The organism is Streptomyces coryli, assembly GCF_011044975.1.
GTDB classification, from domain to species: Bacteria; Actinomycetota; Actinomycetes; order Streptomycetales; family Streptomycetaceae; genus Streptomyces; species Streptomyces coryli.
The window spans coordinates 1-24,058 of record NZ_JAAKZV010000049.1 but is presented as its reverse complement, the minus strand read 5'-3'; the positions used below and the strand labels follow the sequence as shown (position 1 = coordinate 24,058).

The following is a 24,058-nucleotide window of genomic DNA, read 5'->3' as shown; positions in this document are numbered from 1 at the left end:
GAGGAATCGGGCCGTCACATACGGAGGCGCCGGTGAATACGGCAAAGATCGCTTACAAGCCCGTCGGACTCGCGCTGGGCGCCGTCAGCGGGATGGTGGCCGGAGCGGCTTTCCGGCAGACCTGGAAGCTGCTGGCGCACGAGGAGGACGCTCCGGACGCCACCGACGAGGACCGCGGCTGGCAGGAGATCCTCGTCTCCGCGGCGCTGCAGGGCGCGATCTTCGCGGTGGTCAAGGCCGCCGTCGACCGCACCGGCGCCACCGCGACCCGCAGTCTTACGGGCACCTGGCCGGGCTGACGGGCCGGGGGGCCGGGCCGGGGGCCGACCGCGGCCTGCCGGAACGTCGGTTTCATCCCGATTGCACCCGCTGTTCATCTTCCGATCGCCCGATGTCAGCGGGATGCGTTCTCATGGAGACATGATCGAATCCATTACGGAAAGCATCGATGACTTTCTGATCCGCAAGGTCGACAACCACCTCCTGGCCGAGGTCGAGCGCGTGCTGCTGGCCGCGGCCGCCGCCGAGATCATGCCGCGCTTCCGGCAGCTCGGCGCCGACGAGATCGCCGAGAAGAGCGGCCCGCACGACCTGGTGACCATCGCCGACCGGCGCGCCGAGGAGCACCTCACCCGCGAGCTCGCGGCCCTGCTGCCCGGCTCCGTGGTCGTCGGCGAGGAGGCGGTCGCCGCCGATCCGCGGGTGTACGAGGCGATCCGGGGCACCGCCCCGGTCTGGATCGTCGACCCCGTCGACGGCACCCGGCAGTTCGTCCACGGCGACCCCGGCTTCTGCACCCTCGTCTCGCTCGCGCTGGGCGGCGTCGTCCTCGCCTCCTGGACATACGCCCCCGCCCTCGGAGAGCTGGCCGTGGCCGTACGCGGCCGGGGCGCGCGCCTGAACGGCCGGGTGCTGGACGCCGGCGCCCCGTCGCCCGCCACCGACCTGCGGATCGCCACCTCGCACCCCGACTTCACCACGGCCGCCGAGAAGCACGCCCTCTCCGGCCTCCGCACGGAAGGGATGGCCCCCCGCCCCTGCGGCTCGGCCGGCCTGGAATACCTGGCCATCGCCCGCGGCACCGCCGACGCCATCGCCTTCACCTGGGAACTGGCCTGGGACCACGCCGCCGGCCTCCTCCTGGTCGAAGAGGCAGGCGGCACGCACAGCTCCCGCACCGGCAGCCCGGTCAGCATTACGGGCGGCAACGCCCTGCCCTTCACGGCGGCGCGGGACGCGGGGACAGCCGGCCGCGTGACGGAGCTGCTGTCGGCCGTCGCCTGAGCCGTGCCGGTGGCCGGCCATCGGTCACCGTCGCCGGTCAGCGGTCAGCGGCGGGGCTCAGCGCCCCGACCGCTCGATCAGCCCCCGCTCCAAGGCCTCCGTCTCGCTGACGGCCCGGGAATACGAGCCAACGGCCCACATCCGCCCGTCGCGCCCCTGCGGCGCGAGATCGCTGATCTGGTGACCGTGGGTGGTGCCGGGACCCGCAGGGCCGCGGACCTTGGTCCAGCCGCGCTTGTCGTGACGCCAGAACACGGGCGGCTCGGTGAAGCCCTCCTCGTCACCGGAGAGCCACACCGTCCCGTGGCCGTCCCCGCTCAGCGCGGCCGCGGAGACGTCCGCCACCGGACCGGTGACGTCCTTCCACGTACGCCCGTCGTAGTGCAGCACCTTCGGCGTGACACCGGCGTCCTCGTCCCAGACATGACCGGCCACCCACACACTGCGGGCGGACTCCGCGTACACGCTGGACAACCCGGCCGGCATCACCGGCAGTTCGACCTCCTGCCAGCTGCGGCCGTCCCAGTGCAGCGCCAGCGCCGGGCTGTCGGTCCCGGCGGCGGTGCGGTAGCCCACCGCCCACGCGTCGCGCGGCGAGCGGGCGTGGATGTCCTGGATCGAGCGGCCGGCGCCGATGTCCGTGGCCGACCAGGCGCCGTTCTCGTACGTGCTGATCCACCGGTCGCCGGCCAGCCAGGCGCGGCCGGGCACGGCGGCGAGCTCGGCGAAGTTGTGGAAGCTGCCGTCGGGCAGCTTCGGCAGCGCGGTGTCGCGCCACCGCCGCCCGTCGAAGTGCACCGCGTACTCGCCCTCCTGCCCCCAGCCGTACGCCCACACGTCCTTCGCCGAGGCGGCGTTGACCGAGTACCAGTAGGACGTCTCGGGCAGCCCGGGCGCGGTGTCCTCGCTCCACCGCCGGCCGTCCCAGCGCAGCATGACGCTCTCCGGCGTGACATTGCGATGGTTGCTGCCCGCGGCCCAGGCCGTCCGGCTGCCGGCCGCGGTGACCGAGCTGATGTGGTCGACGGGCACGTCGTCACCGGTGGCGGAGATCTCCCACCCGGGCGTCGTACCGACGGCGGCGGACGGCGTGACGAGCCCTGCCGATACGGCGATGACCCCCGCCGCACACAGGGCGACGAGACGTCCCTTTCCCCTGACTCCCATACGGATCAGTGATCCTCTCCCTGAAAGGTGCCGCTCCGCGGACGCGGAGACGTCGCACGAGGAAGACCGGCCACCACCGGCGAGAGTTGCCCTGAATTACGGCATTTCGCCTCCCGGTTGAGCACCGCTCACCAGGGCGCCCCCGCCCGTTCACCCCAGGGCGCGCGACATAGCCTCAGCATCTCTGGCACCCGGAGTCGCCGAGTTCGTAACTCCAGTCATTGCTGCGCAACAGCGTGCCGCTGCCCCGCGGGTACTCGAAGTCGCAGACGCCGACGAGGAGGAAGCCGAGGCGGCGGCACAGGGCATTCGACGGGGCGTTGTCGACCGAGGGGAAGGCGTGCAGAGTGCGGAGGCGCCGGGCTCCCGGGCGGCTTCGCGCACGACGTCGATCAGGGCGGTGCCGGCCGCGGCGGCGATGCCCCTGCCCTGGTAGGGCGGCAGGACGTTCCAGCCGGCTTCGTAGATCGCTTCGCCCTGCCAGTCGCGCTGGTGGTAGGCGATGCTGCCGACCATCTCGTCGCCGAGCAGCACGGCGAACATGCGGCCGAGGCCGGCCTCCGGCATCGCGAGATAGCGGCGGTGCCGGGCGAGCAGTTCGTCCGCTGCTTCCGGCCCGCCGACGTGGCGGCGCATCTCCGGGGTGTAGATCCGTCGGAGCAGGGCGAGCGCGGACTCCGACCAAGGTTCGAGACGCACGGCCATGCGGCGCAGCTTCGCAGATCGGTCAGGAAGCTGTTCGGCCTGCCTTCACGGCGGTCAGCAGGCGCATGCCGCGTGGGCCGGTCTCGTTGCGTTGGACAGTCAGTCCGGCCGCGGTGCATTGGGCGGTGAGCCAGTCGGCGGCTATACGGAGCTTGGGATAGGTGCTGAGCTGTTGGGTCCAGGTGTCGTCGCCGGTACGGGTGTACAGCATGTCGTGTACGAGGACGGTTTCGCCGTCGCCGCCGTCGCCGTAATCGAGGAAACAGGTGAGCAGTTGGTCGGCGGTGCCGCGCACCAGGATGAAGCGGTCGGTGCCGGTCAGCGGGCGGGTGAGGTCGCGGTAGGTGATGACGAGTCGGCTGCCTTCGGCGAGGGCGGCGGCGATGTCGCTGAGCAGGGCGGTCACGTCGTCCTTGGCGGGGAGGTGGGTCAGCGTGTCGCCCATGCAGACGATGGTGTCCACGGCACCGGGCCGGGTGATGCGCGGGAGCACCCCGCGGATGTCCGCCTGGACGGTACGGATCGCGGGGTCGCCGTCGGCGGCGGCGGTCAGTTGGCCGAGCAGCGTCTCGCTCGTATCGACGGCCAGCACGGTGGAGAAGCCGAGCCGGGCCAGGGCCAGGCTCTGATTGCCGGGCCCGCAGCCGAGGTCGACGGCGGTGGCCGCGGCTGTCCTCGGAGCGACACCGACGCCGCGCAGCAGGTCCGCCTGCTCCGCGGCTAGGGCGGCCAGGTCACCGCCGAGCATCCAGGTGTAGTGCCGGGCGAGCAACCGGTCGTAGTGGTCTGCGGCTTCGGTCATGGATCTTCCTCACTGTGGGCCGGAGGACGGCAGGCTAGGGTCTGACATCCGTGTCAGAGTCAAGTGGAGGCGCCGTGCTGATCGGGGAGTTGTCGCGTCGTACCGGTGTTCACGAGCGGCTGCTGCGCTACTACGAGAAGCAGGGCCTGCTCTGGCCGGAGCGGGCGCCCAGCGGCTACCGCCACTACCAGGAATCGGACATCGACACCGTCCTGCGCATCCGCCGCCTGCTGTCGGCCGGCCTCAACACCGAGACCATCGCGCAAGTACTGCCCTGCATACGCATCAAGGCGGGCAACCTCGTCCCTGTCTGCCCGGAGACCACCGACGACCTGCGCCGGCAGCGCGACCGCCTCACCCACGCCATCGAGGAGCTGCGGGCCTCACGCGACCTCCTCGACGCCGTCATAGCGGTCGCACCGCTCACGCTTTCGTGATCCCGGTATGTGAGGATCGGCGGATGAGCAATCCCCGCTGCCAGCTGCTGCGCTGGCAGTTCGACATGACCTGGTCGCTGTTCGAGTACCACCAGGAGCGGCTGACGCCCGAAGACTTCCTGTGGCAGCCCGCCGATCTGTCGTGGACGGTGCGCCAGGACCCCGGGGGCACGTGGCGGCCGGACTGGGCCGACACCGAGCCCGACCCCGTTCCCGTCCCCACCATCGGCTGGGTGAGCTGGCACATCGGCTGGTGGTGGAGCACCGCTATCGATCACGCCCAGGGACGCGCGCCCCGCGACCGTACGGACATCACCTGGCCCGGCAGCGGACCGGCAGCCATCGCCTGGCTCCAGGACCTGCGCACGCAGTGGCTGGCGGTCCTCGACAAGCTCACCGACGCCGACCTGGACGCGACTGCCACCCTCCCGTGGCAGACCCCGCCGGACAACACCGTCGGGCACATGATCGCCTGGCTCAACGCCGAGCTGATGAAGAACGTCGCCGAAATCGGCCAGCTACGGATGATCCGCGCAGCCTCGGCCGGATGAGGCCCGGCCGCTCCGTGCCTACTTCGAATCGCCGCGCAGAACACGTTCGAGCGCTGCCCGGCCCGCCGGTCCCCAGGCCGGCTTGCCGCCGGGAAGACCTCGGTCGCCGGCCTGGCCCATAGCCATGAGGAACAGGCTCTTCAGGGCGGCCAGTCCGCGGGCGCGCCGGATCGTTCCCTCGTCCGCCTGCCCGTAGGCGGCGAAGAAGGGTGCGGCGGCGCCGTCGGGAAGGACGATCCACGCGGCCGCGAGGTCCCAGGCCGGATCACCGGCGAAGATGGCGTCGAAGTCGATCACGCCGGCGAGCGTCCCGTCCGAGACGACCACGTTCGCGGGATGCAGGTCGCCGTGCACCCAGACCGGCGGGCCCTCCCACTCGGGCGCCGCGACGGCGTCGTCCCAGACGGCCCGTACGCCGTCGGCGAGGTCGTCGGGGACGACGGCGTCGAAGAAGTGGTCGAAGCCGGGTGTGCACTTCCTGGGGTGGTCACCGCGGTCCGCCATGATCGGCGCGTCTTCGGGCGCCGCGACGTGCAGCGCCTTGAGGAAGCCCGCCAGCGCGCCGGCCGCGTGCTCGCCGCGGCTGATGGAGCTGTGGTCCAGCGGCGCGCCGGAGACCCACGTCATGACGGTCCAGGGCTTCGGGAAGCGCGCGGACGGTTCACCGATCCGTACGGGACGGGGAACCGGAAGCGGCAGCCGCGGGGCCAGGACGGGCAGCCACCGCTGCTCCTTGCGCAGCAGCTCCGGGGCGTCTGCGGTACGCGGCACGCGCACGACCAGGTCGTCCCCGAGGCGCCACATCTGATTGCCCCACCCACCCACTACCTCGCGGACGGCCAGTCCCGCGAGGTCCGGATGCTGCTCCCGCAACAGCTCATGAACCAGGCCCGCAGTGATCTCGATCTCGGAGTCGGTCATGCGAAACCACCCTACTGGGGCAGGATTCCGCCTTCCCTCAGGTACCCGACGGGAACCCGGCGGTGAGGTGGACCAGCAGCTGCCCCGGGGCGTCCTCCTGGAGGAGGTGGCCGGCGCCGTCGATCCAGTGCAGCTCGGCGTGGGGGATGCGTTCGTGCAGCCAGGTGGCGTATTTCGGGGGGAGAATGCGGTCCTCGCGGCCCCAGATGAGCCGGACCGGGAGGGAGAGTTCGCCCAGGAGGTGTTCGTACGGGGCGGTGTCCGCCTGCCTGATCTGGCTGTACTGGCGGTAGAAGGCGGCCTGTCCGGCGGCCCCGCGCCATGGTGCGAGGAAGGCGTCCAGGACTCCTGGCCGGAATCCGACGTGCGTGGCGTGGCGCAGATGGCTCGCGACCAGCGCCTCGTGTGCGTAATCCGGAAGCTGCTGGAAGACCTCGGCGTGCTCCAGGAAGAGCTGGAAGAGCCCGCGCTCCCACGCGCCGCCGCTGACCGCGTCGAAGAGGGTCAGGTCCCGGTAGCTCCGCTTCTCCAGCAACAGGGTGCGCAGGGCGACGGCGCCGCCGATGTCGTGGGCGACGACGCTGGGCTGGGGCAGCTCCCAGTGCTCGAGGAGTTGGGCGAAGTTGCGCGCGTGGGCCGCCAGGCTGAGGTCCTGGCCCTCGCGGCGGTCCGACTGGCCGAAGCCGAGGTGGTCGAAGACGAAGACGGTGCGGGTGCGGGCGAGAGCGGGCGCGATGTCCCGCCAGAGGTAGGAGGAGTACGGGGTGCCGTGCACCAGCACGACCGGGTCTCCGCTGCCGAGCCGCCGCCAGCGTACGGTCCCGTCCGGCGTCTCGAACTCCTCCGGCAGTGTCCAGTTCACCCTCGGCCTCCTCCTTGTTCGCTGCCGCCGCTCGGCGCGTTGCTGAGGTCGACGACGCAGAAGATGTTGTCGTCCGGATCGGCGAGTACGACGAAGTCGGGCTCGGGCGGGTAGAGGTCCCAGTCGACCAGCCGGGCACCGAGGCCGGTCAACCGCCGCACCTCGGCGTCCTGTTCATCCGCGGTGTCAGTGAACAGATCCAGGTGCAGCCGGGGCCGCGGCTCTGCCGGCGACGCGCTGCGAAGCAGGCCGAGCGCCCGGCCGGAGCCATCGGCGTGGTAGAGGGTCCGCCACGTATCGCTTTCCCATTCCTCGGTGGCGACCAGGTCGAGGGCCGCGGTCCAGAAGGCGACCGCGCGGTCAAGGTCCGTCACACCGATCACAGGAATCCCGAGCCTCAGCATGCGACCCAGCCTAGGGGCGGGGCGGGCTTCCTTCCCGGTACGGCTGGTTTCCTTCGGGCGCCGACGGTTACACGCCGCCCATGACACAGTCCAAGAGACCCACGAAACCGAAGGACGAAGCGTCGGCAGGGGTGGCCGCGGCCGCGCGATCGGCACGCGACGTACCCGAAGCGGGTGCGGAGCGGGCACGTGAAACGGCTTCGAAGGCGGCGGTCACGGGGCAGTCCGTGACGCGCAACGTGAATTCGGCGGTGAGCGGCGCCACGGCGCTCGCGGGGACGGTATGGAGCCTGATGACGGCCCGCAAGGGGCTCATCATCGGCGCTTCCGCCGCCGCGCTGGCGGCTGTCGGCGGCCTCGGCTACGCCGCGGGGCGACGACGCGCACCGACGCGCGGCGGCGGCCCGCTGACCCGGCTCACGGGCGGACGAATCTAGGCCCTGGAGAGGCGAAGGGACGCGGCCGCGCCGGGGACCGATCCGGGGCGGCCGCTCGCTCTGTCGCTCGGAGGCCCTATTCGCGCCGCAGCACCATAAAATCCTGCACGTCGAGCAGCCCGAGGATCTGCCGCACCACCGGCGGCATGAGCTGCCGCGTCTCGTCATGAACGAGTTCCGGATCGTACACACGGTGGCTCCGCCGCCGGGTAATTACGGTGCAGCCACCCTCAGCCAGCACATTCTTCACCCAGTCCGCACCCGGCCCATAAGTCAGCGCGACGACGAAGCCGTCCGCGGCCCGGAAGACATTGACCGGCGTACGGTATTCCGTCCCGGACTTCCGCCCCTTATGAACAATCATGCCGAACCCCGGCGCCCAGCCGACCACATACTTCGACACCCGATTGGTCGCAACGCGATTGAAGCGGGCAACGCGCCTTGAAAGCACCATGTCTCCACCCTCCGCCGCGCTCACCGTACTGGCTCGAGGAGCCGAAACACCGCCGCCTCGACCGGCCCCTGCGTAGCAGGCAGCCCGAAGCGCCCGTGCTCACCGAGACGTTCCAGATCGGAGGCGATGGTGACGTCCTCCTCGTAGAGCTCGATGACCCTGGGGTTGATGTAGGAGTGGCGGCAGGTCGCCGGGGTGTTGCCCAGGTAGTCGCTCACCTCCCGTACCGCCCGGGAGATGGCCCGGGTGCGGGCGTCCGGCGAGGTGCGTGCCATGGGGGCGGAGACGGCCAGGGCGACGGCGGCCAGGACCGTGGCGTGCCAGGTCCTGAAGTCCTTCGCGGTCAGGGCGGTGCCGGACAGGCGCCGCAGGCCTTCGTTGAGGTCGTCGCTGTGCAGCTCACGCCAACCACCGCCATCCCGGTAGGCGAAGAGCCGCTGCCCGGCCGGGCGTTGGCGGCACAGCGCACGCACGGTCTCGTACGCCCGCGAGTCCACGAGGGCGCGGACCTGTGCCTTGCTGTTCTTCGCCGGGTAACGGAAGCAGATCTCGCCGCCGCGGCAGGCGGCGTGGTCCCGCAGCAAGGTCGTCAGCCCGTACGTGTCATTCGCCCGCGCATAACTGTCACTGCCGACACGGAAGAAGCCCAGATCCAGCAGGCGCACCGCGCAGGCCAGCACCCGGTCACGCGTCAGGCCACGCTGCACGAGATCCTTGCCGACCTGGTCCCGCAGACCGGGCAGCGCCGCCGCGGCCTGCCGGACATGCTCGTGCTTGGCCCGCTCCTGCCGCGCACGGAACTTCTCGTGGTAGAGGTACTGCCTGCGCCCGGCGGCATCCGTCCCGGTGGCCTGCAGGTGCCCATTGGACCAGGGGCAGATCCACACATCCGTCCAGGCCGGCGGAATCGCGAGGCTCTTCAGCCGCGCTTTCACATGGTCGTCGGCGACCGCCCGCCCCTGCGGATCGAGATACCGAAAACCACGCCCGCAACGCAGCCGCCCGAAGCCGGGTCCATTCGGATCACTGGTCCGCAGCCTGGACGACATCTTGCTGCCTGACTCGGGCACCCCGATCGCCTCCCGCGACCGGGGTGTCCACCAGCACCTGCTAAGAAACGCAGGTCAAGACGACAAAGGCGGCGGACGAGTCGGCCTGTACGCCGGGTTCCGCCTTCCCGGTATCCCCGCCTGGCTCGTGCCGCGGCCCTTGCCGATTGCGGGGTGCGGGCCTCGTCAACCGGCAAGGGCCATTGGCTTACTTGGTTGTCGTCACGTCTTCGAGACCGGCGTAGTAGATCATCCCGGCGACGCCGGCCACCACGATGAGACCGATCAACACGACGAAGAACCAGATCAGCGATCGTGGGATCCTCGGGCGTGGACTCGGGCGTCGTGCGCTCATGCGTCTTTCCATCCGATTGCCTTTCTACGCGGATCTCTCGTGCGCTCGTCTGCTCAGGCGTCCTTGATATAGCCCTCGCGGAAGCCCGTCTCGTCGCAACGGACGTGCTGCAGCTTGTCCATGTGGATCTGGCTGCCGCTGTAGACGAAGTCGACGTTCCACGTCACGTAGGCCAGGGCGTTCCCCGCAGCCGAGATCCACTGATCCTCGGGCTGGTTGTCGACCTGCACGCCGGGGTTGAGGTTCTTATGGCTGGCACGCGCGCTGTACACCTTGTCAACTTCGGTCGAGGTTGAGTGGTATGTCTGCGTGAGCGTGTGCTTGGTGATCTCGATACCGAGGACCGTGTTGTTGACCCAGTAATAGCAGGACCAGTCTCCGGCGGAGCCCCTGCTGGCCGGCGGCGTAACGCCGGATTCCGACGAAACGACGACATCGCCGCCGGCGAGCGTCGTGCTGGTTCTTTCGCCGGTGGCGGTGCGCTTGCTTTCGAAGTCCGGATCGGCGTTGGGGTCGCCCTTTTGGCCTGCCAGTGCCTTGGCTATCTCCGGGTCGGAGATGTAGTTGAGGAACTTCTGCTGGTTCTCAGCCGACAGCTCCTTGAATTGGGTCGCGGTCTGGTCGGCTTCGGCCGTGTTCTGACTGTCGAGCCAGGCCACATATTCGGCGGCGGTCGGCTTTGCCACGTCGGCCTTCGGTGCGTCGGCAGCGCCGGCGGACGTCACGGTGCCCATCATGCTGCCGATGAGCGCGGCGGCGACCAGGGCGGTCTTGCCTGCGCCGGCTGACCGCGCCATACTACGAATGCTCACATCTGCCCCTTCCCAAGGGAGTGAGTGTCAACCCCGTGGTGGTAGGACACCACGGGGTTTTTTGGGCGCAGCAAAGGATCCGCGCACGGGAAGACATGGGAAGTGGCGACGTGTCCACGCATTCCTTTGGACACGCCAATACACGTTGATTCGGCTGTGCGCAGGCGTGGTCAATCGCTCCGCACGCAGCCAATCCCCCGTTGTTCCCCCAACGATGGACCCTCGGCTGTGCCTTGGTCGAGATCACCGTAACGGAAATCTCGTTGACCAGGGAAGGGGAGTTCGGGCTTCGACGTGCACTAATAATTCCTGAAGAAGCGGAGCCAGATATTCCGGCCTCACGTGGAGTAACAGTGGACGATTTCTTTACATCACCCAAAAATGCTCGATGAGATGATCTCGCGGACAGCATGTGAACGAATGCGGGCACACGACGTGCACATGTGCCTCACTATGTGCGCGTAGGGCTCGGCGTCCCGTTGGTGACGGCGGGCGTCGCTGTGCGCCTGCCTGCGCAATGCCCGGCACCTCGACGGCAGGGAGAGCATTGGCACCGTCAAAGACCTAGGCGGCGGACGAGTCGGCCTGTACGCCGGGTTCTGTCTCCCCGGGGCCTTGCGGCGCCGGGGGAGGCGGCCATCCATCTACGGCCGGCGTTGCCGTCGGCCTCTAGCGGTCTACCCGCGAGCTCGGGCGGGCTGCCCTCGAGTGCTCGCGCAGGGTCCTCGTTTCCGAGGGCCCCTCTTGACCTTGCTCCGGGTGGGGTTTACCTAGCCGCCCGAGTCGCCTCGGGCGCTGGTGGTCTCTTACACCGCCGTTTCACCCTTACCGGCAGACCCGTGAGGGCCGCCGGCGGTTTGTTTTCTGTGGCACTGTCCCGCGGGTCACCCCGGGTGGGCGTTACCCACCACCCTGCCCTGTGGAGCCCGGACGTTCCTCGGCGGCCCCTCGTGAGAGGGACCGACGCGGCCGCCCGGCCGGCTCGTCCGCCGTACGGACATCTTAGCCTGCCGTGATCGCCCGGTTCAGCCTGCGTGATCGCGCGGGTTAGCCTGCGTGATCCCCCGGCCCGGGGCCCGGTGATCTGGCAGATTGGGGCGCATGGATCCCCTCTCGATGACCACCGAGCAGCGAAACGCCCTCAACCAGCAGGTCGCCGAGCAGTTCCGGGCTCAGGGCGGCAGCGGGAAGATCGGCGAGATGATGCACGCCGACCGCATGGTGCTCGTCACCCACACCGGCGCCCGCAGCGGAAAGCGGCGGACCACCCCCCTGGGCTTCTGGCGGCTGGATGGCGGCCGCGTCTTCATCGTCGCCTCGGCCATGGGCGCGCCGCGGGCCCCGGACTGGTTCCACAACCTCGTCGCCCACCCTGACGAGGTCGTCGTGGAGCTCGGCCCCGAGCGTTACGACGCCGTCGCCGCAGTCGCCTCCGCCGACGAGCGCGAGCGGCTCTGGGGCGAACTGATCCAGCAGGCCCCCTTCTTCACCGAGCACCAGGAGCGGGCCGGCCGGCTCATTCCGCTGATTGAGCTGCGGCGTCGGGCCGAGTCGGCCGGCGATTGAGCGCAGGACCTTCGTCCAGCCCTGCCGACGTAGCCGCCGCCTTCGACCGCGCCGTAGCCAGCACCGACCCCGCCAGTGTCAGCACGAAGGAGACCAGCACCCACCACGTGATCTCCTCGTCCAGGAACGCCACGCCCGCCGTCACCGCCACCACCGGGGTCAGATACACGAAGACCATCGCCCGCGACGGCGGCACCTCCCGTAGCAGCTGGAGGAAGATCACGAAGCCGAGTGCCGTGCAGATCGCGCCCAGGCCCACCAGCGACATCAGAGCCTCCGCCGACGGCACCGACGACGGCCACGTCAGCGCCGCCGCCGGCGCGTACAAGAACGTCGCCAGCAGCAAGCACGGCGCGATGACCTGCAGCGTCGGCACCTCGGACAGGTAGCGGGCCGCGATCAGCGGGGCGATCGAGTAGCCGACCGCCGTGAGCAGGGCCTCCGTGACCGGCCACACCCCGCCGCCGGACATCGTCGGCACTGACAGCACCGCCACCCCGCTGAAGCCGACCGCCAGGCCGAGCCAGCGCACCCCGCCCAGCCGCTCCGAGCTGCCCAGCAGCCGCGCGACGAAGACGCTCAGCACCGGGACCGCCGCGACGATCAGGCCCGTCGTGCCGCTGGAGAGGTGGCGTTCGGCGTCGCTGAGCAGGTACCACGGGCCCAGCACCTCGAAGGCCGCGAAGCCCAGCAGCGGCAGCCAGTGCCGCCGGACCACGCGCCCCATGCCGCCCTGCCGCAGCGCGAACGGCAGCAGCAGCGCCGCCCCGATCGCGCACCGGCTGAAGACGACCAGCGACGGCGAGACCTCGCCCACCGCCACCTTGATCATCAGGTACGGGACGCCCCACACCACCGCGAGACCGACGAAGAGAATCCAACCGCGTGCGCTCATGCCCGCACCCTCACCCTCAGCAGGGCACCCCGTCTTGAACGCTGTTGCGATACGCCCCGGGCGTGACCCCCATGACCCGCCGGAACCACCGCGTCAGATGCGCCTGATCCGCGAACCCCACCAGCGCCGCCGCCTCCGCCGGCGTCCGCCCCGCCTCCAGCAGCCCGCGCGCCCGCGCGACCCGGTGCTGCGCCAGCCAGGCGTACGGCGGCAGGCCCATCGCGTCGCGGAAGACGCGCAGCACCTGGTAGCGGGACAGGCCGAGCTCGCAGCCGATGTCGGCGAGCGACGGCGGGGCGAGCACCGAGTCGGCGAGCCGGTCGCGGACCGCCCGCGCCAGCTCCCCCGCCCCCGGCAGCGCGTCCCGTACGGTCCCCGCCCGGCCGTGCCGCCGCGCCAGCGCCGTGAGCAGCCACGGCACTCGCGACTCTGCCTCCAGCGGATCCGCGGACCGGCTGATCTCGCGGTGCGCGGCGGTCAGCCGGTCGGCGAGCTCGGGGTCGTGGAAGACGCCCTCGGTGAAGTGCGGGGCGCCGCGGGTGCCGTCCGTGAACAGCTCAGGACGCGGGTAGAAGGCGCGGTACGCGTACCCGTCGTCGCCCGCCGGGCGGCCGGTGTGCATCTCCCCCGGGGCCAGCACGACGACGGTGCCGGGCCCGGCGTACATCTGCCCGCCGCGATAGTCGATGACCTCGAGCCCGCCGGTCCACATCCCGATGCTGAACTCGTCGTGGCTGTGCGGCGCGAACCGGTGCTCGGTGAAGCACGCGGTGAGGAGGCCGAGCGCCTCGCCGCCGGTGCCGAGCGCGGCCCGCGAATACGCGGCGTGCTCCCGGCGATCGCTGCAGGCGGCGGCTGTCATGGGCCGCATTGTGCTTTACGCTCGGCGGCGTGACCACGGAATTTCCGTACGACATCACCGTCACCTGGACCGGCGACCGCGGCAGCGGGACCAGCGGGCACGAGGGCTACGCCCGCGACCACACCGTGACCGCGCCAGGTCCGCACACCCCCATCGCCGGCAGCGCCGACACCGGCGCCTTCCGCGGGGACGCCGCCCGCTGGAATCCGGAGCAGCTGCTGACGGCGGCCGTCGCCCAGTGCCATCTGCTCTGGTATCTGCATCTGTGCGCCGCCGAGGGCGTCGTCGTCACGTCGTACGAGGATCACGCCCGCGGGCTGCTCTCCGAACGCGGCGGCGAGCCCGACCACTTCAGCGAGGTGGCGCTGCGGCCGCGGGTGCGGGTGGCGGACCCGGCCATGGTGGACATGGCGACAAAGCTGCACGACGCCGCGCGCGAGAAGTGCTTCGTCACGAACTCCGTACGCTTTCCCGTCCGGGTCCAGCCGATCGTCAGCGCGTAGACCTCGTACGGGCGTAAAGACCGTCAGCGCGTGAACGCCGCCGCCCCTACCCGCCACGCCTCGTCCAGGTCGGCGCCGTCGGGAAAGCGGCCGGCCAGCTCCAGCACCACCATCCCGTGCGCGAACGCCCACGCCGCCCGCCCGGTGTGCTCGTCCAGGCCGAGCTCGCGGAAGAGCGGCGCGGCGGCCCGCTCCTCCAGGCCCGCGGGGAGCGACTCGCGGGGCAGCGGCTTCTGGGTGCCGAGGCGGTACAGTCCCGGATGCGCCACCGCGTAGCCGCGATACGCCTCGAAGAGCGCCTCCAGCGACCCCGGCGCCGCGGCCTCCGCCGCCTCCAGCGCCGCGGCCATCTCCTCCAGCAGGATCGCCATCAGCTCCACCTCCACGGCCGTCTTGTCCGGGAAGTGCTTGTACAGGGACGGGGCCTTGACCCCGATGCGGTCCGCGATCCGGCGCATCGTCAGCGCGTCCTCGCCCTCCTTCTCCAGGAGTTCGCGGGCGGCGCCGACGATCTGCCGGGCGCGGGGGCTGAGCTGCAGGCCGGCAACCGGTTCAGTGGGCACGCTGGAATCCTTCCTTTGTCCGCAGACCGTAGCCGAAGGCGCGGTCCATCGAGATGTGCGCGATCCAGCCGGACAGCGCCGCGAGGATCGGCGCCCACGTGATCGGCGCGTACGTGTAGATCACCAGCAGCGCGACGGGGACGAGCGCCCGGTGGGCGGCGTTGTAGAACGGCACCGCGCGGGGCGGCAGTTGGCCGGGACGGGCGGTGCGGGCGTCCCGGACGGCGACGAGGAACGTCAGGTCGGGCGCGATGAAGAAGACGGCGGCGAAGAGGTAGGCGAGCGCGCCGTGGTTCATGCCCTCCATCACCGCCAGGGCGCCCCAGAAGAGGGCGCTCGCGGCCCAGGCGGTACGGACGAAGCGGCGGGTGACGGTCCGGGCCCGGGTCCGGCTTCGGGGCTGCGGCCGGATCGCGGTCGTGGTCGTGGCGCTCATGGGTCCTCCTCGGGAGTTCCTGGCTAACACCGTTAACCAGAACCGTACGGCTAACAGCGTTAGCCGTCAAGCGCGCCGCTTGACCTTGTCGCAACGACAACGTTTCTACTGGGGGCATGCGAATCGGAGAGCTCGCCGCGATCGCCGGCGTCACCCCCCGTACGGTGCGGCATTACCACCGCATCGGCCTGCTGCCCGAGCCCGCCCGGCAGCCCAACGGCTATCGCGAGTACGGCATGCGCGACGCCGTCGAGCTGGCCCGCGTCCGGCGCCTGACCGAGCTCGGGCTCAGCCTCGACGAGGTGCGTGACGCGCTCGCTGACGACGCCGGCAAGGACCTGCGCGAGATCCTCGCCGAGCTCGACGCCGACCTGGCCCGCCAGGAGGAGGCCATCCGGCAGCGCCGCGCCCGGCTCGCCGAGCTGCTGCGGCGCGCGGACGCCGGCGGCCTGCCGCCCGAGGGCCCGGTCTCCCCCCAACTCGCCGCGGTCTTCGACGACATGGCCCGTACCACCGCGCGCCGCGAAGGCCCCGAGCCCGCGATGGCGGCGAAGGAGCGCGAGCTGCTGGCGCTGCTGGACACGACCGCGGACGAGGGGCAGCGGTCGTGGATGCTCGGCCTCGTCCAGACCCTCAGCGCCGATGAGCAGGCCATGGAGCGGGCGTACGAGATCTACGCCCGGCTCGACGAGCTCGCCGACGCCGCCGCCGACGACCCGCGCATCCCGGAAGTGGCGCGGATGGTCGCGGACAGCATGCCCGCGGAGATGTTCCAGCCGCCGCCCGACGGCGCCGCGGCGGACGAGGACGGCGGGGGGTTCGCGGAGGCCATCTTCGCGGACTTCGCCCCCGCCCAGGCGGAGGCCCTGCGCCGCGCGATGGACCTGTTCCAAGAGCGGTGGAACCGGTGAACGCGCTGCGCAGGGTCGTCCGCTGGGGAATGCTCGCGGCGGTCCCGGGCGAGCTGGTCCTGGTCATCTGCCTGGTCTCGGGCGCGTCCATACCCGCCCCGGTGCAGCGCGCCGTGGAAGCGCTGACCCTCGCGCTCTTCGCCGCCGCGGCCACCGTGCTCGCCGCGGACCACCGGCGCCACCGCGCGGCCGGACTCCCGCCCCGCGAAGCCCTCCTGGCGGCGGTACGGGACACGGCCCCGGCCACCGTCCGCCGCCTGACCGTCCACGAGCTGAAGCTCTTCACCAGCTTCTGCCGCTGGATCACCCGCCGCCCGCCGCACGGCGTCGGCCCGGGGGACGCGGCGGTGACATACGCCGCCGGTCAGTCCTTCGTGATCTGGGGCTTCCTCTTCGTCTCCGTCATCGAGACCGTCGCCCTCGCCCTGATCATCCCGTGGCCGGTGGTGCACCTGACCTTCCTGGTCATCGACATCTGGGGCATCTACTTCATCATCGCCCTGCACGCCTCCTGCGCCGTGCGCCCCCATGTGATCGCCGCCGACGGCTCGTTGCACCTCCGCTACGGCGTGCTGCTCGGGCTCCGTATCCCTGCCGACCGCATCGCCCGGGTCCGCACCGACCGCTGCTTCCCCGACGGCGGCGGCCCGGCGCTGGTGCGCGACGACGGGTCGCTCGACCTGGCGGTCAGCAGCCAGACCACGGTGACGGTGGAGCTCACCGAGGGCGAGCCGCTGCGCTTCGTCCGGCCGCTGGGCAAGGTGGCCGCAATCCAGGGCCCGGTCCGCTTCTACGCAGACGACCCCGCGTCCGCCGTGGCCGGCACGAAGCGTACGGCCGACTCCCCCGGCTCCGCCTCGGTCAGCCGCACCCGGAGCCGGTGACCGAGCGACAGCTCGGGCGCGTCCGGCGTGGCGTCGACGCGGCCGATGACGGCGGGCTCGTAGAGCTGGACGGTGCCGCGTACCGGGTCCTTGCGGTCGTTGACGTCGATGACGTAGCCGTCGAAGACCTCGCCGACCTGGTCCCGTAGCAGCGCCGCCTCGGCGAGGTCGACGCACTCGCGCTCCAGGCGGTTGGCGCGCGCACTGCCCTCGGCCATCTCCTCCGGCAGGGCCGGCATGGCGTCGCGCACCCACTGCGGGGGCTCGCGGCCCTCGACGGCGGCCAGGCAGAGCTCGCCGGAGTAGCGGTCGACGAGGCGGCGCAGCGGGGCGGTGCAGTGGGTGTACTCGTCGGCGACCGCCGCGTGCTCGGCCTGTTCCGGCGGGGTGCCGTCGAAGACGGTGTAGCCGGCGCCGCGGAGCAGCGTGGTGCACTCCTGGAGGAAGGCGGCGTGGTTGGCGCGCTGGGGGTTGAGGGTGCGGATGACGGTGGCGTAGTCGGTGTCCTTCGGCCAGTCGACGTCGAGCGCCTTGGCGACCCGGCGCAGGTATTCGACCGCGCTGCGCTGCGCGGGCGGCAGCGTACGGAGGATGCCGAAGCCCGCCGTCAGCATCAGGTCGGCGGCGGCCATGCCGGTGAGAAGGGAGATCTGCGCGTTCCAGCCGTCGGCGGGGAGCGGGGCGCGGTACTCCAGGCCGTAGTGGCCCGGGGAGCGCTCGACCACCTCCTGCTCCGGCACGCCGAGGGAGATGCCGCCGCGGGCCTTCTCGATCTCCTCGCGCAGCATCCCGATGTCCCGGAGGAGCGCTACGGGCTCCTCGGCGGTGCCCTCGTCGATGGTCTGCTGCACGCCGGCGTAGTCGAGCTTGGCGATGCTGCGGACGAGCGCGCGGCCAAGGCGGACGGCGGCCACGGCGCCGCTGGAGTCGAGGTCGATGTCCCACAGCAGGGCCGGGGCGGTCTGGTCGGGGAGCAGGCTGGCGGCGCCCTCGGAGAGGATCTCGGGGTGCAGCGGGACCCGGGTGTCTGGGAAGTAGAGGGTGGTGACGCGGCGGTGCGCCTCGGCGTCGATCGCCCCGCCCGGGGTGACGAACGCGGCGACGTCGGCGATGGCGTATCTGACCCGGTAGCCGCCCCCGGACCGGCGGGAGAGGTGCATGGCCTGGTCGAGGTCCATGGATTCGGGCGGGTCGACGGTGAAGAAGGGAATGTCGGTGGCGTCCTGCACCCCGACGGCGATCGGCGGCGCCTTGACCACGGCTTCCGCCTCGGCGAGCGCCTCGGCGGGAAACTCGGCGGGCACCTGCTCCCGTTCCCTGAGCTCCCGCAGGGCTTGGCTGAGCGGGGAGTCCGCTGCGTCGCTGCAGCTCATCAGACGATGCGGCATCTTGCCAGCGTAGGCGTCCGGGAGGTGGGGCGCCCGCTGCGCGCGCGGCGTTGCGTAGGCTTCATCCGGCGCGCAGACGCAAGGAACGTAAGAAGGAGACCCATCGTGCTCGTGCTCCTGCCGCCCTCGGAGGGCAAGGCCGAGGGCCATCGCGGCGCACCGCTCGACCTCGCGGCGCTGTCCCTGCCCGGACTGACGGCCGCGCGGGAGACCGTACTCGACGAGCTCGTCGCACTCTGCTCCGCCGACGAGGACAAGGCACGCGAGGTGCTCGGCCTCAGCGAGGGGCTGCGCGGCGAGATCGCGAAGAATGCCCGGCTACGGACCGCGCCCACCCGCCCCGCCGGGCAGATCTACACCGGCGTGCTCTACGACGCGCTCGGCCTCGCGACGCTCGACGCCGCCGCCAAGCGCCGCGCCGCCAAGTCGCTGCTGATCTTCTCGGGGCTGTGGGGCGCGGTCCGTATCGGCGACAGGATCCCCGCCTACCGCTGCTCCGGCGGCGTCGCGCTGCCCGGCATCGGCGGGCTCGGGGCCTTCTGGCGTACGCACATGGACGCCGTCATGCCGGAGGCCGCCGGCAGCGGGCTGGTGCTCGACCTGCGCTCCTCGGCGTACGCGAATCTATGGAAGCCGAAGGGCGAGCTCGCGGCGCGCACGGCCACGGTGCGGGTGCTGCAGTCGAAGATCGTCGGCGGCGTCGAGAAGCGGACGGTCGTCAGCCACTTCAACAAGGCGACGAAGGGCCGGCTGCTCCGCTCGCTGCTGACGGAAGGCGCGAATCCGCGGACCCCGGCGGCGCTGGGCGATGCCCTGCGGGACCTCGGCTACCAGGTCGAGGCCCCTGCCGCGAACAAACTGGACGTCATCGTCACGGAGCTGTGATTGCGCGCTGCGCAACGACTGTTGCGCAGGGCACGTATCCCCGCGCAGGATGTCAGGCGTGACCGATCAGCTCCTGGACAACACCCCCGCCCCTGTCATACCCGTCGTCGTCCTCGACCATGTGGCCGACGCCGTCCCCCTCGCCCGCGCCCTCGTCGCGGGCGGCCTGCCGGCGATCGAGATCACCCTGCGCACCCCCGCCGCGCTCGACGCGATCCGCGCCATCGCCGCGGACGTCCCCGAGGCCACCGTGGGCGCGGGCACGCTGCTCCGCCCCGACCAGGTCGAGGAGGCCGTCGACGCGGGCGCCCGCTTCCTCGTCAGCCCCGGCTGGACGGAGCGCCTGCTGGGCGCGATGCGCGAGTCGGGGGTCCCCTTCCTCCCCGGCGTCTCCACCACGTCCGAGGTGGTGACGCTGCTGGAGAAGGGCGTCACCGAGATGAAGTTCTTCCCGGCGGAGGCCGCGGGCGGCACCCCCTACCTGCGATCGCTCGCCTCGCCGCTGCCGGAGGCGCGCTTCTGCCCCACCGGCGGGATCACGGCGGAGTCGGCGCGGGACTATCTGGCGCTTGCCAACGTGGCCTGCGTGGGCGGCACCTGGATGCTGCCGCCGGACGCGATCGCCGCCCGCGACTGGGAGCGGATCCGCGGCCTGGCGGTCGAGGCGGCGGAGGGCCTCAGCGCCGTGCTGTGAGGTGCTCGGTCGAATTCAGCAGCCGTACGGAGGCGTTGCCGTCCGCGTAGTACGCCACCGCGGACAGCGACGCCGCCGACAGCTCCATCCGGAACAGCGACTCGGCGGGCGCGCCCAGCGCCATCCGTACGAGGGTCTTCAGCGGCGTGACATGCGAGACCACCAGCACCGTCTCGCCCGGGTGCCGGGCCAGCAGCGTCTCCCGGGCCACCGTGACCCGCTCCGCCACCGCCTCGAAGGACTCGCCGCCGCCGGAGGGCGTCGCCGACGGGGACTTGAGCCATTCCGTCAGGTCGGTCTCGTAGCGCGCGCGGACCTCTCCGAAGGTCAGGCCCTCCCAGGAGCCGAAGTCCGTTTCCCGCAGGCCCTCTTCCACGTGGATGCCGAGGCCCAGCCGCGCCGCGATCGTCTCCGCGGTCTCGCGGCAGCGGCGCAGCGGGGAGGTGACGATCGCCTGCACGGAGCCGCGCGCGGCCAGCAGCTCCGCGGTGGCCTCGGCCTGGCGGCGCCCGGCCGCCGAGAGGGCGGGGTCGGAGCCGCCGCTGCCGGAGAAGCGCTTCTCGGGCGTCAGCGGGGTCTCGCCGTGCCGCAGCAGGACGAGCGTGGTCGGGGTACCCAGGTCGGCGGGCCAGCCGGCGGCCGGGGCGGGCTCCTGCGGCTTGAGCTGGTCGGCCTCGAGCTGGGCCGTCGACTCCGCCGGGCTCCACTCCCGCCCGGCGGCGCCCGCGTCCATCGCCTCGTTGGCAAGCCGGTCGGCGTGCTTGTTCTGCGCCCGCGGGATCCACTCGTACGTGACCCGCTCCCCCGGGAGGATCTCCCGGGCCTCGCGCGCCAGTTCCCGCATCGCCGGGTGCTTGATCTGCCAGCGCCCGGACATCTGCTCCACGACGAGCTTGGAGTCCATCCGTACGAGCACCGAAGCCCCGGCATCGATGGCGGCCGCCGCCCGCAGGCCCGCGATCAGGCCGCGGTACTCGGCCACGTTGTTCGACACCACGCCCAGATACGCCGCCTGCTCGGCGACCACCTCACCGGACGCGGCATCGCGCACCACCGCGCCGCAACCGGCGGGACCCGGATTGCCGCGGGACCCGCCGTCCGCCTCGATGACGAAGCGGGCTGGGAGCCTGTCTTCGGCCCCCCGTCGTCGCGCGGAGCGCGGCGCAGCGGCGTCCGGTGCGTGCGATCGGCGTGCGCTGTCCCCGGTCATGTGGCGGAGCCACCTGTCCGGGGGCGGCGTGCGGCGAGCGTGCGTGCCGGGCGTCGGGGCGCAGGCGGGGGGCCGAAGACAGGCTCCCAGCTCACAGACCCGACTCCGGCGTGCGGACGAGGATGCGGCGGCAGTTCTCGCAGCGGACGACCGTGTCGGGGGCCGCGGCGCGGATCTCGTTGATCTCGGTGATGGGCAGCTCCTGCCGGCAGCCCTCGCAGCGGCGCTGGAAGAGCTTCGCGGCGCCGACGCCGCCCTGCTGGTCGCGGAGCTTGTCGTAGAGCTTGAGGAGATCGGCCGGAATCTCGCCGGCGATGCCCTCGCGCTCCTTGCGGACCTCCTCCGCCTCGGCGTCCAGCTCGCTCGACGCCGTGTCGCGGCGCGTGACGGCGTCGGCGAGCTTGGCCTCGACGGACTGGACCCGCTCGGTCAGTTCGGCGACCCGGGACTGGGCCGCCTCACGGCGCTCCATGACCTCCAGGACGACGTCCTCGAGGTCGCCCTGCCGCTTGGCGAGGGAGGTGATCTCGCGCTGCAGGTTCTCCAGGTCCTTCGGCGACGTCACGGCGCCGGAGTCGAGGCGCTTCTGGTCGCGGGCGGCGCGCTGGCGGACCTGGTCGACATCCTGCTCGGCCTTGGTCTGCTCCCGCCCGGTGTCGGAGTCCTCGGTCTGCGCGGCGACGAGGAGGTCGCGGTGCTGGGTGAGGTCGGCGTCGAGGGTGGTCACCTCGGCGTGCTCGGGAAGGTTCTTGCGCTTGTGCGCGAGCTGCGTGAGCCGGACGTCGAGGGCCTGGACGTCCAGGAGGCGGATCTGGTCGGCGGACGCGGCGTTCAAGCTGGCTGCTCCTGGGTGTGTGGGGCTGAGTTGGCTGGAGTGCCGGATCGGTACGTCCAGGGGTCGGTGAGGATGCGGGAGACGTGCGTACGCAAGCCCCAGCCGTGGCGGTCCGAGATCTGGTCGAGCTGGGCCGCGGCCTGCTCGCACCAGGGCCACTCCGTGGCCCAGTGTGCCGCGTCGAGGAGGAACGGGCGCCCCTCGGACGCCCGCGACTTCTGCTGCGCCTCCGAGACGGGGTGGTGCCGCAGGTCGGCGGTGAGGAAGGCGTCGGCCCCTGCCCGGCCGGCGGTCTCGATCAGGCTGTCGCCGGAGCCGCCGCAGACCGCGACCGTACGGACCTCGGCCTCCGGGTCGCCGGCGATGCGGATGCCCGCGGCCGTACCCGGCAGCGACTGGGCGGCCCGGTCGGCGAAGGCGGCCAGGCTCATCGGGGCATCGAGCTCGCAGAGCCGGCCGAGCCCGCGCCGCCCGTCCGCATCGGTCTCGTCCGGTACGAGCGGACCGGTGACCCGCAGACCGAGAGCGCCGGCGAGGGCGTCGGAGACGCCCGGGTCGGCGCGGTCGGCGTTGGTGTGGGCGACGTGCAGGGCCACGTCGTTCTTGATCAGGTCGTGCACGACCCGGCCCTTGTGGGTCCCCGCCGAGACGGTGGAGGTGCCACGCAGATACAGCGGATGATGCGTGACCAGCAGCCCCGCACCGATCCGTACCGCCTCGTCGGCGACCTCCTGCACCGGGTCGACGGCGAAGAGCACGCGCGTTACCTCGGCATCCGGGTCGCCGCAGACCGTACCGACGGCGTCCCAGTCCTCCGCGCGGTCGGCGGGCCAGAGGGCGTCGAGGGCGGCGATGACGTCAGAGAGTGCGGGCACGGGGGAGAGGTTACCTCCCGGGCGCGGGCCGGGCGCGGGTGGCGGGGGACGGGTGCGCGTGCTCACCGCGGGAGCACATCGCCTCGGCGCGGCACAGCGGAATGAATGAATCCCCACCCCTTTGTGTGACGAGCACCTACTCGCGTTGTTCGGCAGGAAGTGCGAAGCCTACGTTCGGCGTCGGAGGTGAGGCGAGCGATGACAGCCGTTGCGGACGAGACCACCGCCACGGGGGGCGGCAACCTTCCGGACGCCGGTGCGGAGAGCGCGGCCGGCCGTACCGGGACCGGAGTGCAGCGGGCCGGGTTCATGCTCTCCGCGGACGGGTCGTATGCCGCCTGTCTGGCTACGGACAGCGGCGGCCACTGGTACCCCGAGCGCTGGACGCTCGGCGGGCCCGAGCCGTATGCCGTGCCGCTCCCCTGCGCGCAGCCCGAGGAACCGGCGAGCAGCGTCGTCCCGCTGCGGGACGGGCGGGTGCTGATCCGCCGGCTCGTCGACCCCGCCGCGGGGCGGCATCACCTCTCGCTGCTGTACCCCTCGGGTCCGGCGACGAGCGAGGTCGAACTGGGGAGCGTGGACACCGGCCCGGGCGGCGAGCTCCTGCTGGTGCCGCCGGCGGCGGCGAGCACCGAGGTGTACGCGCTGGCGCCCGGCGAACGCTCGACGGCGGTCTGGCTCGTGCACGGCGGCGGCTCGGGCTCCCTGGAGCTGGCCGCGGAGGTCCAGGGGCGGTGCACGGGGGGCCGCTGGCTGGACCTGGCCGGCGGACTGCTCGCGGTGGACCGCGAGCTGGAGGGCCGTACGAAGGCGGTGGCGGTGGACGTCCGCCACACGGGAGAGGTCTCTCCGTTGCTGCAGATCACGGAGAACAGCAACGACCGGCTGCTGCTGTCGGATCCGGACAGCGGCTTGCTGCTGGTCCTGTCCGACGCCCCTGGCCACGACCGGCTGGGATGGGGTGTGCTCGGCAGCTCGCGTCCGGTGCGCTTCCCGGAGGCGCTGAAGCCGGGCGGCGGCGGTGCGGACTCGCCGCTGGCGGGCGCGGTGATGGCGCCGTTCGCCGTGCAACCTGGGCAGGCTTTGATGCCGGAGAGCTGCGGGGTAGCGCTGCGCTTGGACGGGCCGGCCGGCAGCTGGGTGGGCCTGTGGCGGCCGTCCGGACGCGAGCTGAGCCATTACGCGGCTCCGCCTGGGTGGCTGCCGGGGGCGGGGTGGTGGACACCGGCGGGTGAGCTGCGACTGCCTTGTGCGGCGGGGCCGTTGGCGGTGGGGGTGGCGTCGTTGGTGCCTAGCGCCGGGGGCGCGGTG

At 71.8% G+C, this 24,058-nt stretch carries 30 protein-coding genes and 1 other RNA gene; 12 read left to right on the top strand and 19 right to left on the bottom strand.

The features are described from left to right. The first annotated feature begins 32 nt into the window (after positions 1-32). Together G5C51_RS14030 and G5C51_RS14025 are read left to right on the top strand one after the other, a co-directional pair. Positions 33-299, top strand: coding sequence for a DUF4235 domain-containing protein (locus G5C51_RS14030; RefSeq protein ID WP_165237021.1), 267 nt, complete (start codon positions 33-35; stop codon positions 297-299). A gap of 121 nt (positions 300-420) precedes the next feature. Next, positions 421-1,284, top strand: a complete 864-nt coding sequence (locus G5C51_RS14025; RefSeq protein ID WP_165237019.1) for an inositol monophosphatase family protein — start codon at positions 421-423, stop codon at positions 1,282-1,284. 57 nt (positions 1,285-1,341) lie between these two features. Here the strand turns inward: G5C51_RS14025 and G5C51_RS14020 are convergent, their stop codons facing one another. The 3 genes from G5C51_RS14020 to G5C51_RS14010 form a co-directional block, all read right to left on the bottom strand. Then, positions 1,342-2,451: a hypothetical protein gene (locus tag G5C51_RS14020; protein WP_165237017.1), complete on the bottom strand. Its 1,110-nt coding sequence runs from the start codon at positions 2,449-2,451 to the stop codon at positions 1,342-1,344. 150 nt (positions 2,452-2,601) lie between these two features. Further along, a complete protein-coding gene (locus tag G5C51_RS14015; RefSeq protein ID WP_338118130.1) occupies positions 2,602-3,156 on the bottom strand; it encodes a GNAT family N-acetyltransferase in 555 nt (184 codons plus the stop codon). A gap of 22 nt (positions 3,157-3,178) precedes the next feature. Next, positions 3,179-3,958: a class I SAM-dependent methyltransferase gene (locus G5C51_RS14010; protein WP_165237015.1), complete on the bottom strand. Its 780-nt coding sequence runs from the start codon at positions 3,956-3,958 to the stop codon at positions 3,179-3,181. A 74-nt stretch (positions 3,959-4,032) separates the two neighbouring features. Here G5C51_RS14010 and G5C51_RS14005 point away from each other — a divergent pair, with 74 nt between their 5' ends. Then, a complete protein-coding gene (locus tag G5C51_RS14005; RefSeq protein WP_165237055.1) occupies positions 4,033-4,395 on the top strand; it encodes a MerR family transcriptional regulator in 363 nt (120 codons plus the stop codon). 23 nt (positions 4,396-4,418) lie between these two features. Further along, complete coding sequence (locus G5C51_RS14000) at positions 4,419-4,946, top strand: DinB family protein (protein WP_165237013.1); 528 nt, start codon at positions 4,419-4,421, stop codon at positions 4,944-4,946. 18 nt (positions 4,947-4,964) lie between these two features. On the opposite strand, the gene G5C51_RS13995 is transcribed toward G5C51_RS14000, so the two are convergent. Genes G5C51_RS13995 through G5C51_RS13985 form a run of 3 tightly spaced genes read right to left on the bottom strand, consistent with a single transcriptional unit; the run spans position 4,965 to position 7,133 of the window. Next, positions 4,965-5,867, bottom strand: coding sequence for an aminoglycoside phosphotransferase family protein (locus tag G5C51_RS13995; RefSeq protein ID WP_165237011.1), 903 nt, complete (start codon positions 5,865-5,867; stop codon positions 4,965-4,967). 37 nt (positions 5,868-5,904) lie between these two features. Next, positions 5,905-6,729 carry an alpha/beta fold hydrolase gene (locus tag G5C51_RS13990; RefSeq protein WP_165237009.1) on the bottom strand — a complete coding sequence of 275 codons (825 nt, stop codon included), beginning with the start codon at positions 6,727-6,729 and terminating at the stop codon, positions 5,905-5,907. After that, a complete protein-coding gene (locus G5C51_RS13985) occupies positions 6,726-7,133 on the bottom strand; it encodes a VOC family protein (protein WP_165237007.1) in 408 nt (135 codons plus the stop codon). Before G5C51_RS13985 ends, G5C51_RS13990 begins: the two co-directional genes overlap by 4 nt. Positions 7,134-7,213: 80 nt before the next feature. On the opposite strand from G5C51_RS13985, the gene G5C51_RS13980 reads away from it, so the two are divergent. Next, complete coding sequence (locus tag G5C51_RS13980; RefSeq protein ID WP_165237005.1) at positions 7,214-7,570, top strand: hypothetical protein; 357 nt, start codon at positions 7,214-7,216, stop codon at positions 7,568-7,570. 76 nt (positions 7,571-7,646) lie between these two features. Here the strand turns inward: G5C51_RS13980 and G5C51_RS13975 are convergent, their stop codons facing one another. The 5 genes from G5C51_RS13975 to rnpB form a co-directional block, all read right to left on the bottom strand. Further along, a complete protein-coding gene (locus G5C51_RS13975; protein ID WP_165237003.1) occupies positions 7,647-8,024 on the bottom strand; it encodes a nitroreductase family deazaflavin-dependent oxidoreductase in 378 nt (125 codons plus the stop codon). A 20-nt stretch (positions 8,025-8,044) separates the two neighbouring features. Then, positions 8,045-9,073: a DNA topoisomerase IB gene (locus tag G5C51_RS13970; RefSeq protein ID WP_165237053.1), complete on the bottom strand. Its 1,029-nt coding sequence runs from the start codon at positions 9,071-9,073 to the stop codon at positions 8,045-8,047. A gap of 208 nt (positions 9,074-9,281) precedes the next feature. Beyond that, positions 9,282-9,428, bottom strand: a complete 147-nt coding sequence (locus tag G5C51_RS13965; RefSeq protein WP_165237001.1) for a hypothetical protein — start codon at positions 9,426-9,428, stop codon at positions 9,282-9,284. Positions 9,429-9,481: 53 nt separating this feature from the next. Continuing rightward, positions 9,482-10,225: a hypothetical protein gene (locus G5C51_RS13960; RefSeq protein ID WP_165236999.1), complete on the bottom strand. Its 744-nt coding sequence runs from the start codon at positions 10,223-10,225 to the stop codon at positions 9,482-9,484. 587 nt (positions 10,226-10,812) lie between these two features. Beyond that, an RNA gene (gene rnpB, locus G5C51_RS13955) (RNase P RNA component class A) lies at positions 10,813-11,225 on the bottom strand. A 116-nt stretch (positions 11,226-11,341) separates the two neighbouring features. On the opposite strand from rnpB, the gene G5C51_RS13950 reads away from it, so the two are divergent. Beyond that, complete coding sequence (locus G5C51_RS13950) at positions 11,342-11,806, top strand: nitroreductase/quinone reductase family protein (RefSeq protein WP_206313809.1); 465 nt, start codon at positions 11,342-11,344, stop codon at positions 11,804-11,806. On the opposite strand, the gene G5C51_RS13945 is transcribed toward G5C51_RS13950, so the two are convergent. Together G5C51_RS13945 and G5C51_RS13940 are read right to left on the bottom strand one after the other, a co-directional pair. Then, entirely contained in the window at positions 11,757-12,701 is a 945-nt protein-coding gene (locus tag G5C51_RS13945) for a DMT family transporter (RefSeq protein ID WP_165236997.1), read from the bottom strand. The genes G5C51_RS13950 and G5C51_RS13945 overlap by 50 nt on opposite strands. 16 nt (positions 12,702-12,717) lie before the next feature. Next, the gene (locus G5C51_RS13940) at positions 12,718-13,563 is read right to left on the bottom strand and encodes an AraC family transcriptional regulator (protein ID WP_165236995.1); all 846 of its coding nucleotides are present in this window, start codon (positions 13,561-13,563) and stop codon (positions 12,718-12,720) included. Between the two features lie 29 nt (positions 13,564-13,592). Here G5C51_RS13940 and G5C51_RS13935 point away from each other — a divergent pair, with 29 nt between their 5' ends. Continuing rightward, positions 13,593-14,066 (top strand): OsmC family protein, encoded by a 474-nt coding sequence (locus tag G5C51_RS13935; protein ID WP_165236994.1) that lies wholly within the window; start codon positions 13,593-13,595, stop codon positions 14,064-14,066. A gap of 23 nt (positions 14,067-14,089) precedes the next feature. On the opposite strand, the gene G5C51_RS13930 is transcribed toward G5C51_RS13935, so the two are convergent. Together G5C51_RS13930 and G5C51_RS13925 are read right to left on the bottom strand one after the other, a co-directional pair. After that, positions 14,090-14,629: a TetR family transcriptional regulator gene (locus G5C51_RS13930; protein WP_165236993.1), complete on the bottom strand. Its 540-nt coding sequence runs from the start codon at positions 14,627-14,629 to the stop codon at positions 14,090-14,092. Beyond that, the gene (locus G5C51_RS13925; RefSeq protein WP_165236992.1) at positions 14,619-15,065 is read right to left on the bottom strand and encodes a DUF4260 family protein; all 447 of its coding nucleotides are present in this window, start codon (positions 15,063-15,065) and stop codon (positions 14,619-14,621) included. Before G5C51_RS13925 ends, G5C51_RS13930 begins: the two co-directional genes overlap by 11 nt. A gap of 116 nt (positions 15,066-15,181) precedes the next feature. On the opposite strand from G5C51_RS13925, the gene G5C51_RS13920 reads away from it, so the two are divergent. After that, positions 15,182-15,976 (top strand): MerR family transcriptional regulator, encoded by a 795-nt coding sequence (locus tag G5C51_RS13920; protein ID WP_165236991.1) that lies wholly within the window; start codon positions 15,182-15,184, stop codon positions 15,974-15,976. Beyond that, on the top strand, positions 15,964-16,860 hold the full coding sequence (locus tag G5C51_RS13915; RefSeq protein ID WP_338118129.1) for a hypothetical protein: 897 nt from the start codon (positions 15,964-15,966) through the stop codon (positions 16,858-16,860). Before G5C51_RS13920 ends, G5C51_RS13915 begins: the two co-directional genes overlap by 13 nt. Here G5C51_RS13915 and G5C51_RS13910 read toward each other — a convergent pair. Beyond that, positions 16,767-18,248, bottom strand: coding sequence for an RNB domain-containing ribonuclease (locus tag G5C51_RS13910; RefSeq protein WP_165236990.1), 1,482 nt, complete (start codon positions 18,246-18,248; stop codon positions 16,767-16,769). The genes G5C51_RS13915 and G5C51_RS13910 overlap by 94 nt on opposite strands. Before the next feature lie 105 nt (positions 18,249-18,353). Between G5C51_RS13910 and yaaA the strand changes: the two genes are divergently transcribed. Further along, on the top strand, positions 18,354-19,133 hold the full coding sequence (gene yaaA / locus G5C51_RS13905) for a peroxide stress protein YaaA (protein WP_165236989.1): 780 nt from the start codon (positions 18,354-18,356) through the stop codon (positions 19,131-19,133). Positions 19,134-19,182: 49 nt separating this feature from the next. After that, a complete protein-coding gene (locus tag G5C51_RS13900; protein ID WP_165236987.1) occupies positions 19,183-19,827 on the top strand; it encodes a bifunctional 4-hydroxy-2-oxoglutarate aldolase/2-dehydro-3-deoxy-phosphogluconate aldolase in 645 nt (214 codons plus the stop codon). On the opposite strand, the gene G5C51_RS13895 is transcribed toward G5C51_RS13900, so the two are convergent. From G5C51_RS13895 to G5C51_RS13885, 3 genes are all read right to left on the bottom strand, one after another. Further along, positions 19,811-21,037 carry a bifunctional RNase H/acid phosphatase gene (locus G5C51_RS13895; protein WP_165236985.1) on the bottom strand — a complete coding sequence of 409 codons (1,227 nt, stop codon included), beginning with the start codon at positions 21,035-21,037 and terminating at the stop codon, positions 19,811-19,813. The two genes, G5C51_RS13900 and G5C51_RS13895, sit on opposite strands and share 17 nt — an antisense overlap. 91 nt (positions 21,038-21,128) lie before the next feature. Further along, on the bottom strand, positions 21,129-21,872 hold the full coding sequence (locus tag G5C51_RS13890) for a zinc ribbon domain-containing protein (RefSeq protein WP_165236983.1): 744 nt from the start codon (positions 21,870-21,872) through the stop codon (positions 21,129-21,131). Then, positions 21,869-22,747, bottom strand: coding sequence for a Nif3-like dinuclear metal center hexameric protein (locus G5C51_RS13885; RefSeq protein ID WP_165236981.1), 879 nt, complete (start codon positions 22,745-22,747; stop codon positions 21,869-21,871). Before G5C51_RS13885 ends, G5C51_RS13890 begins: the two co-directional genes overlap by 4 nt. A gap of 198 nt (positions 22,748-22,945) precedes the next feature. Here G5C51_RS13885 and G5C51_RS13880 point away from each other — a divergent pair. Then, positions 22,946-24,058 (top strand): hypothetical protein (locus G5C51_RS13880; RefSeq protein WP_165236973.1); only part of this gene is annotated, 1,113 nt, incomplete at its 3' end.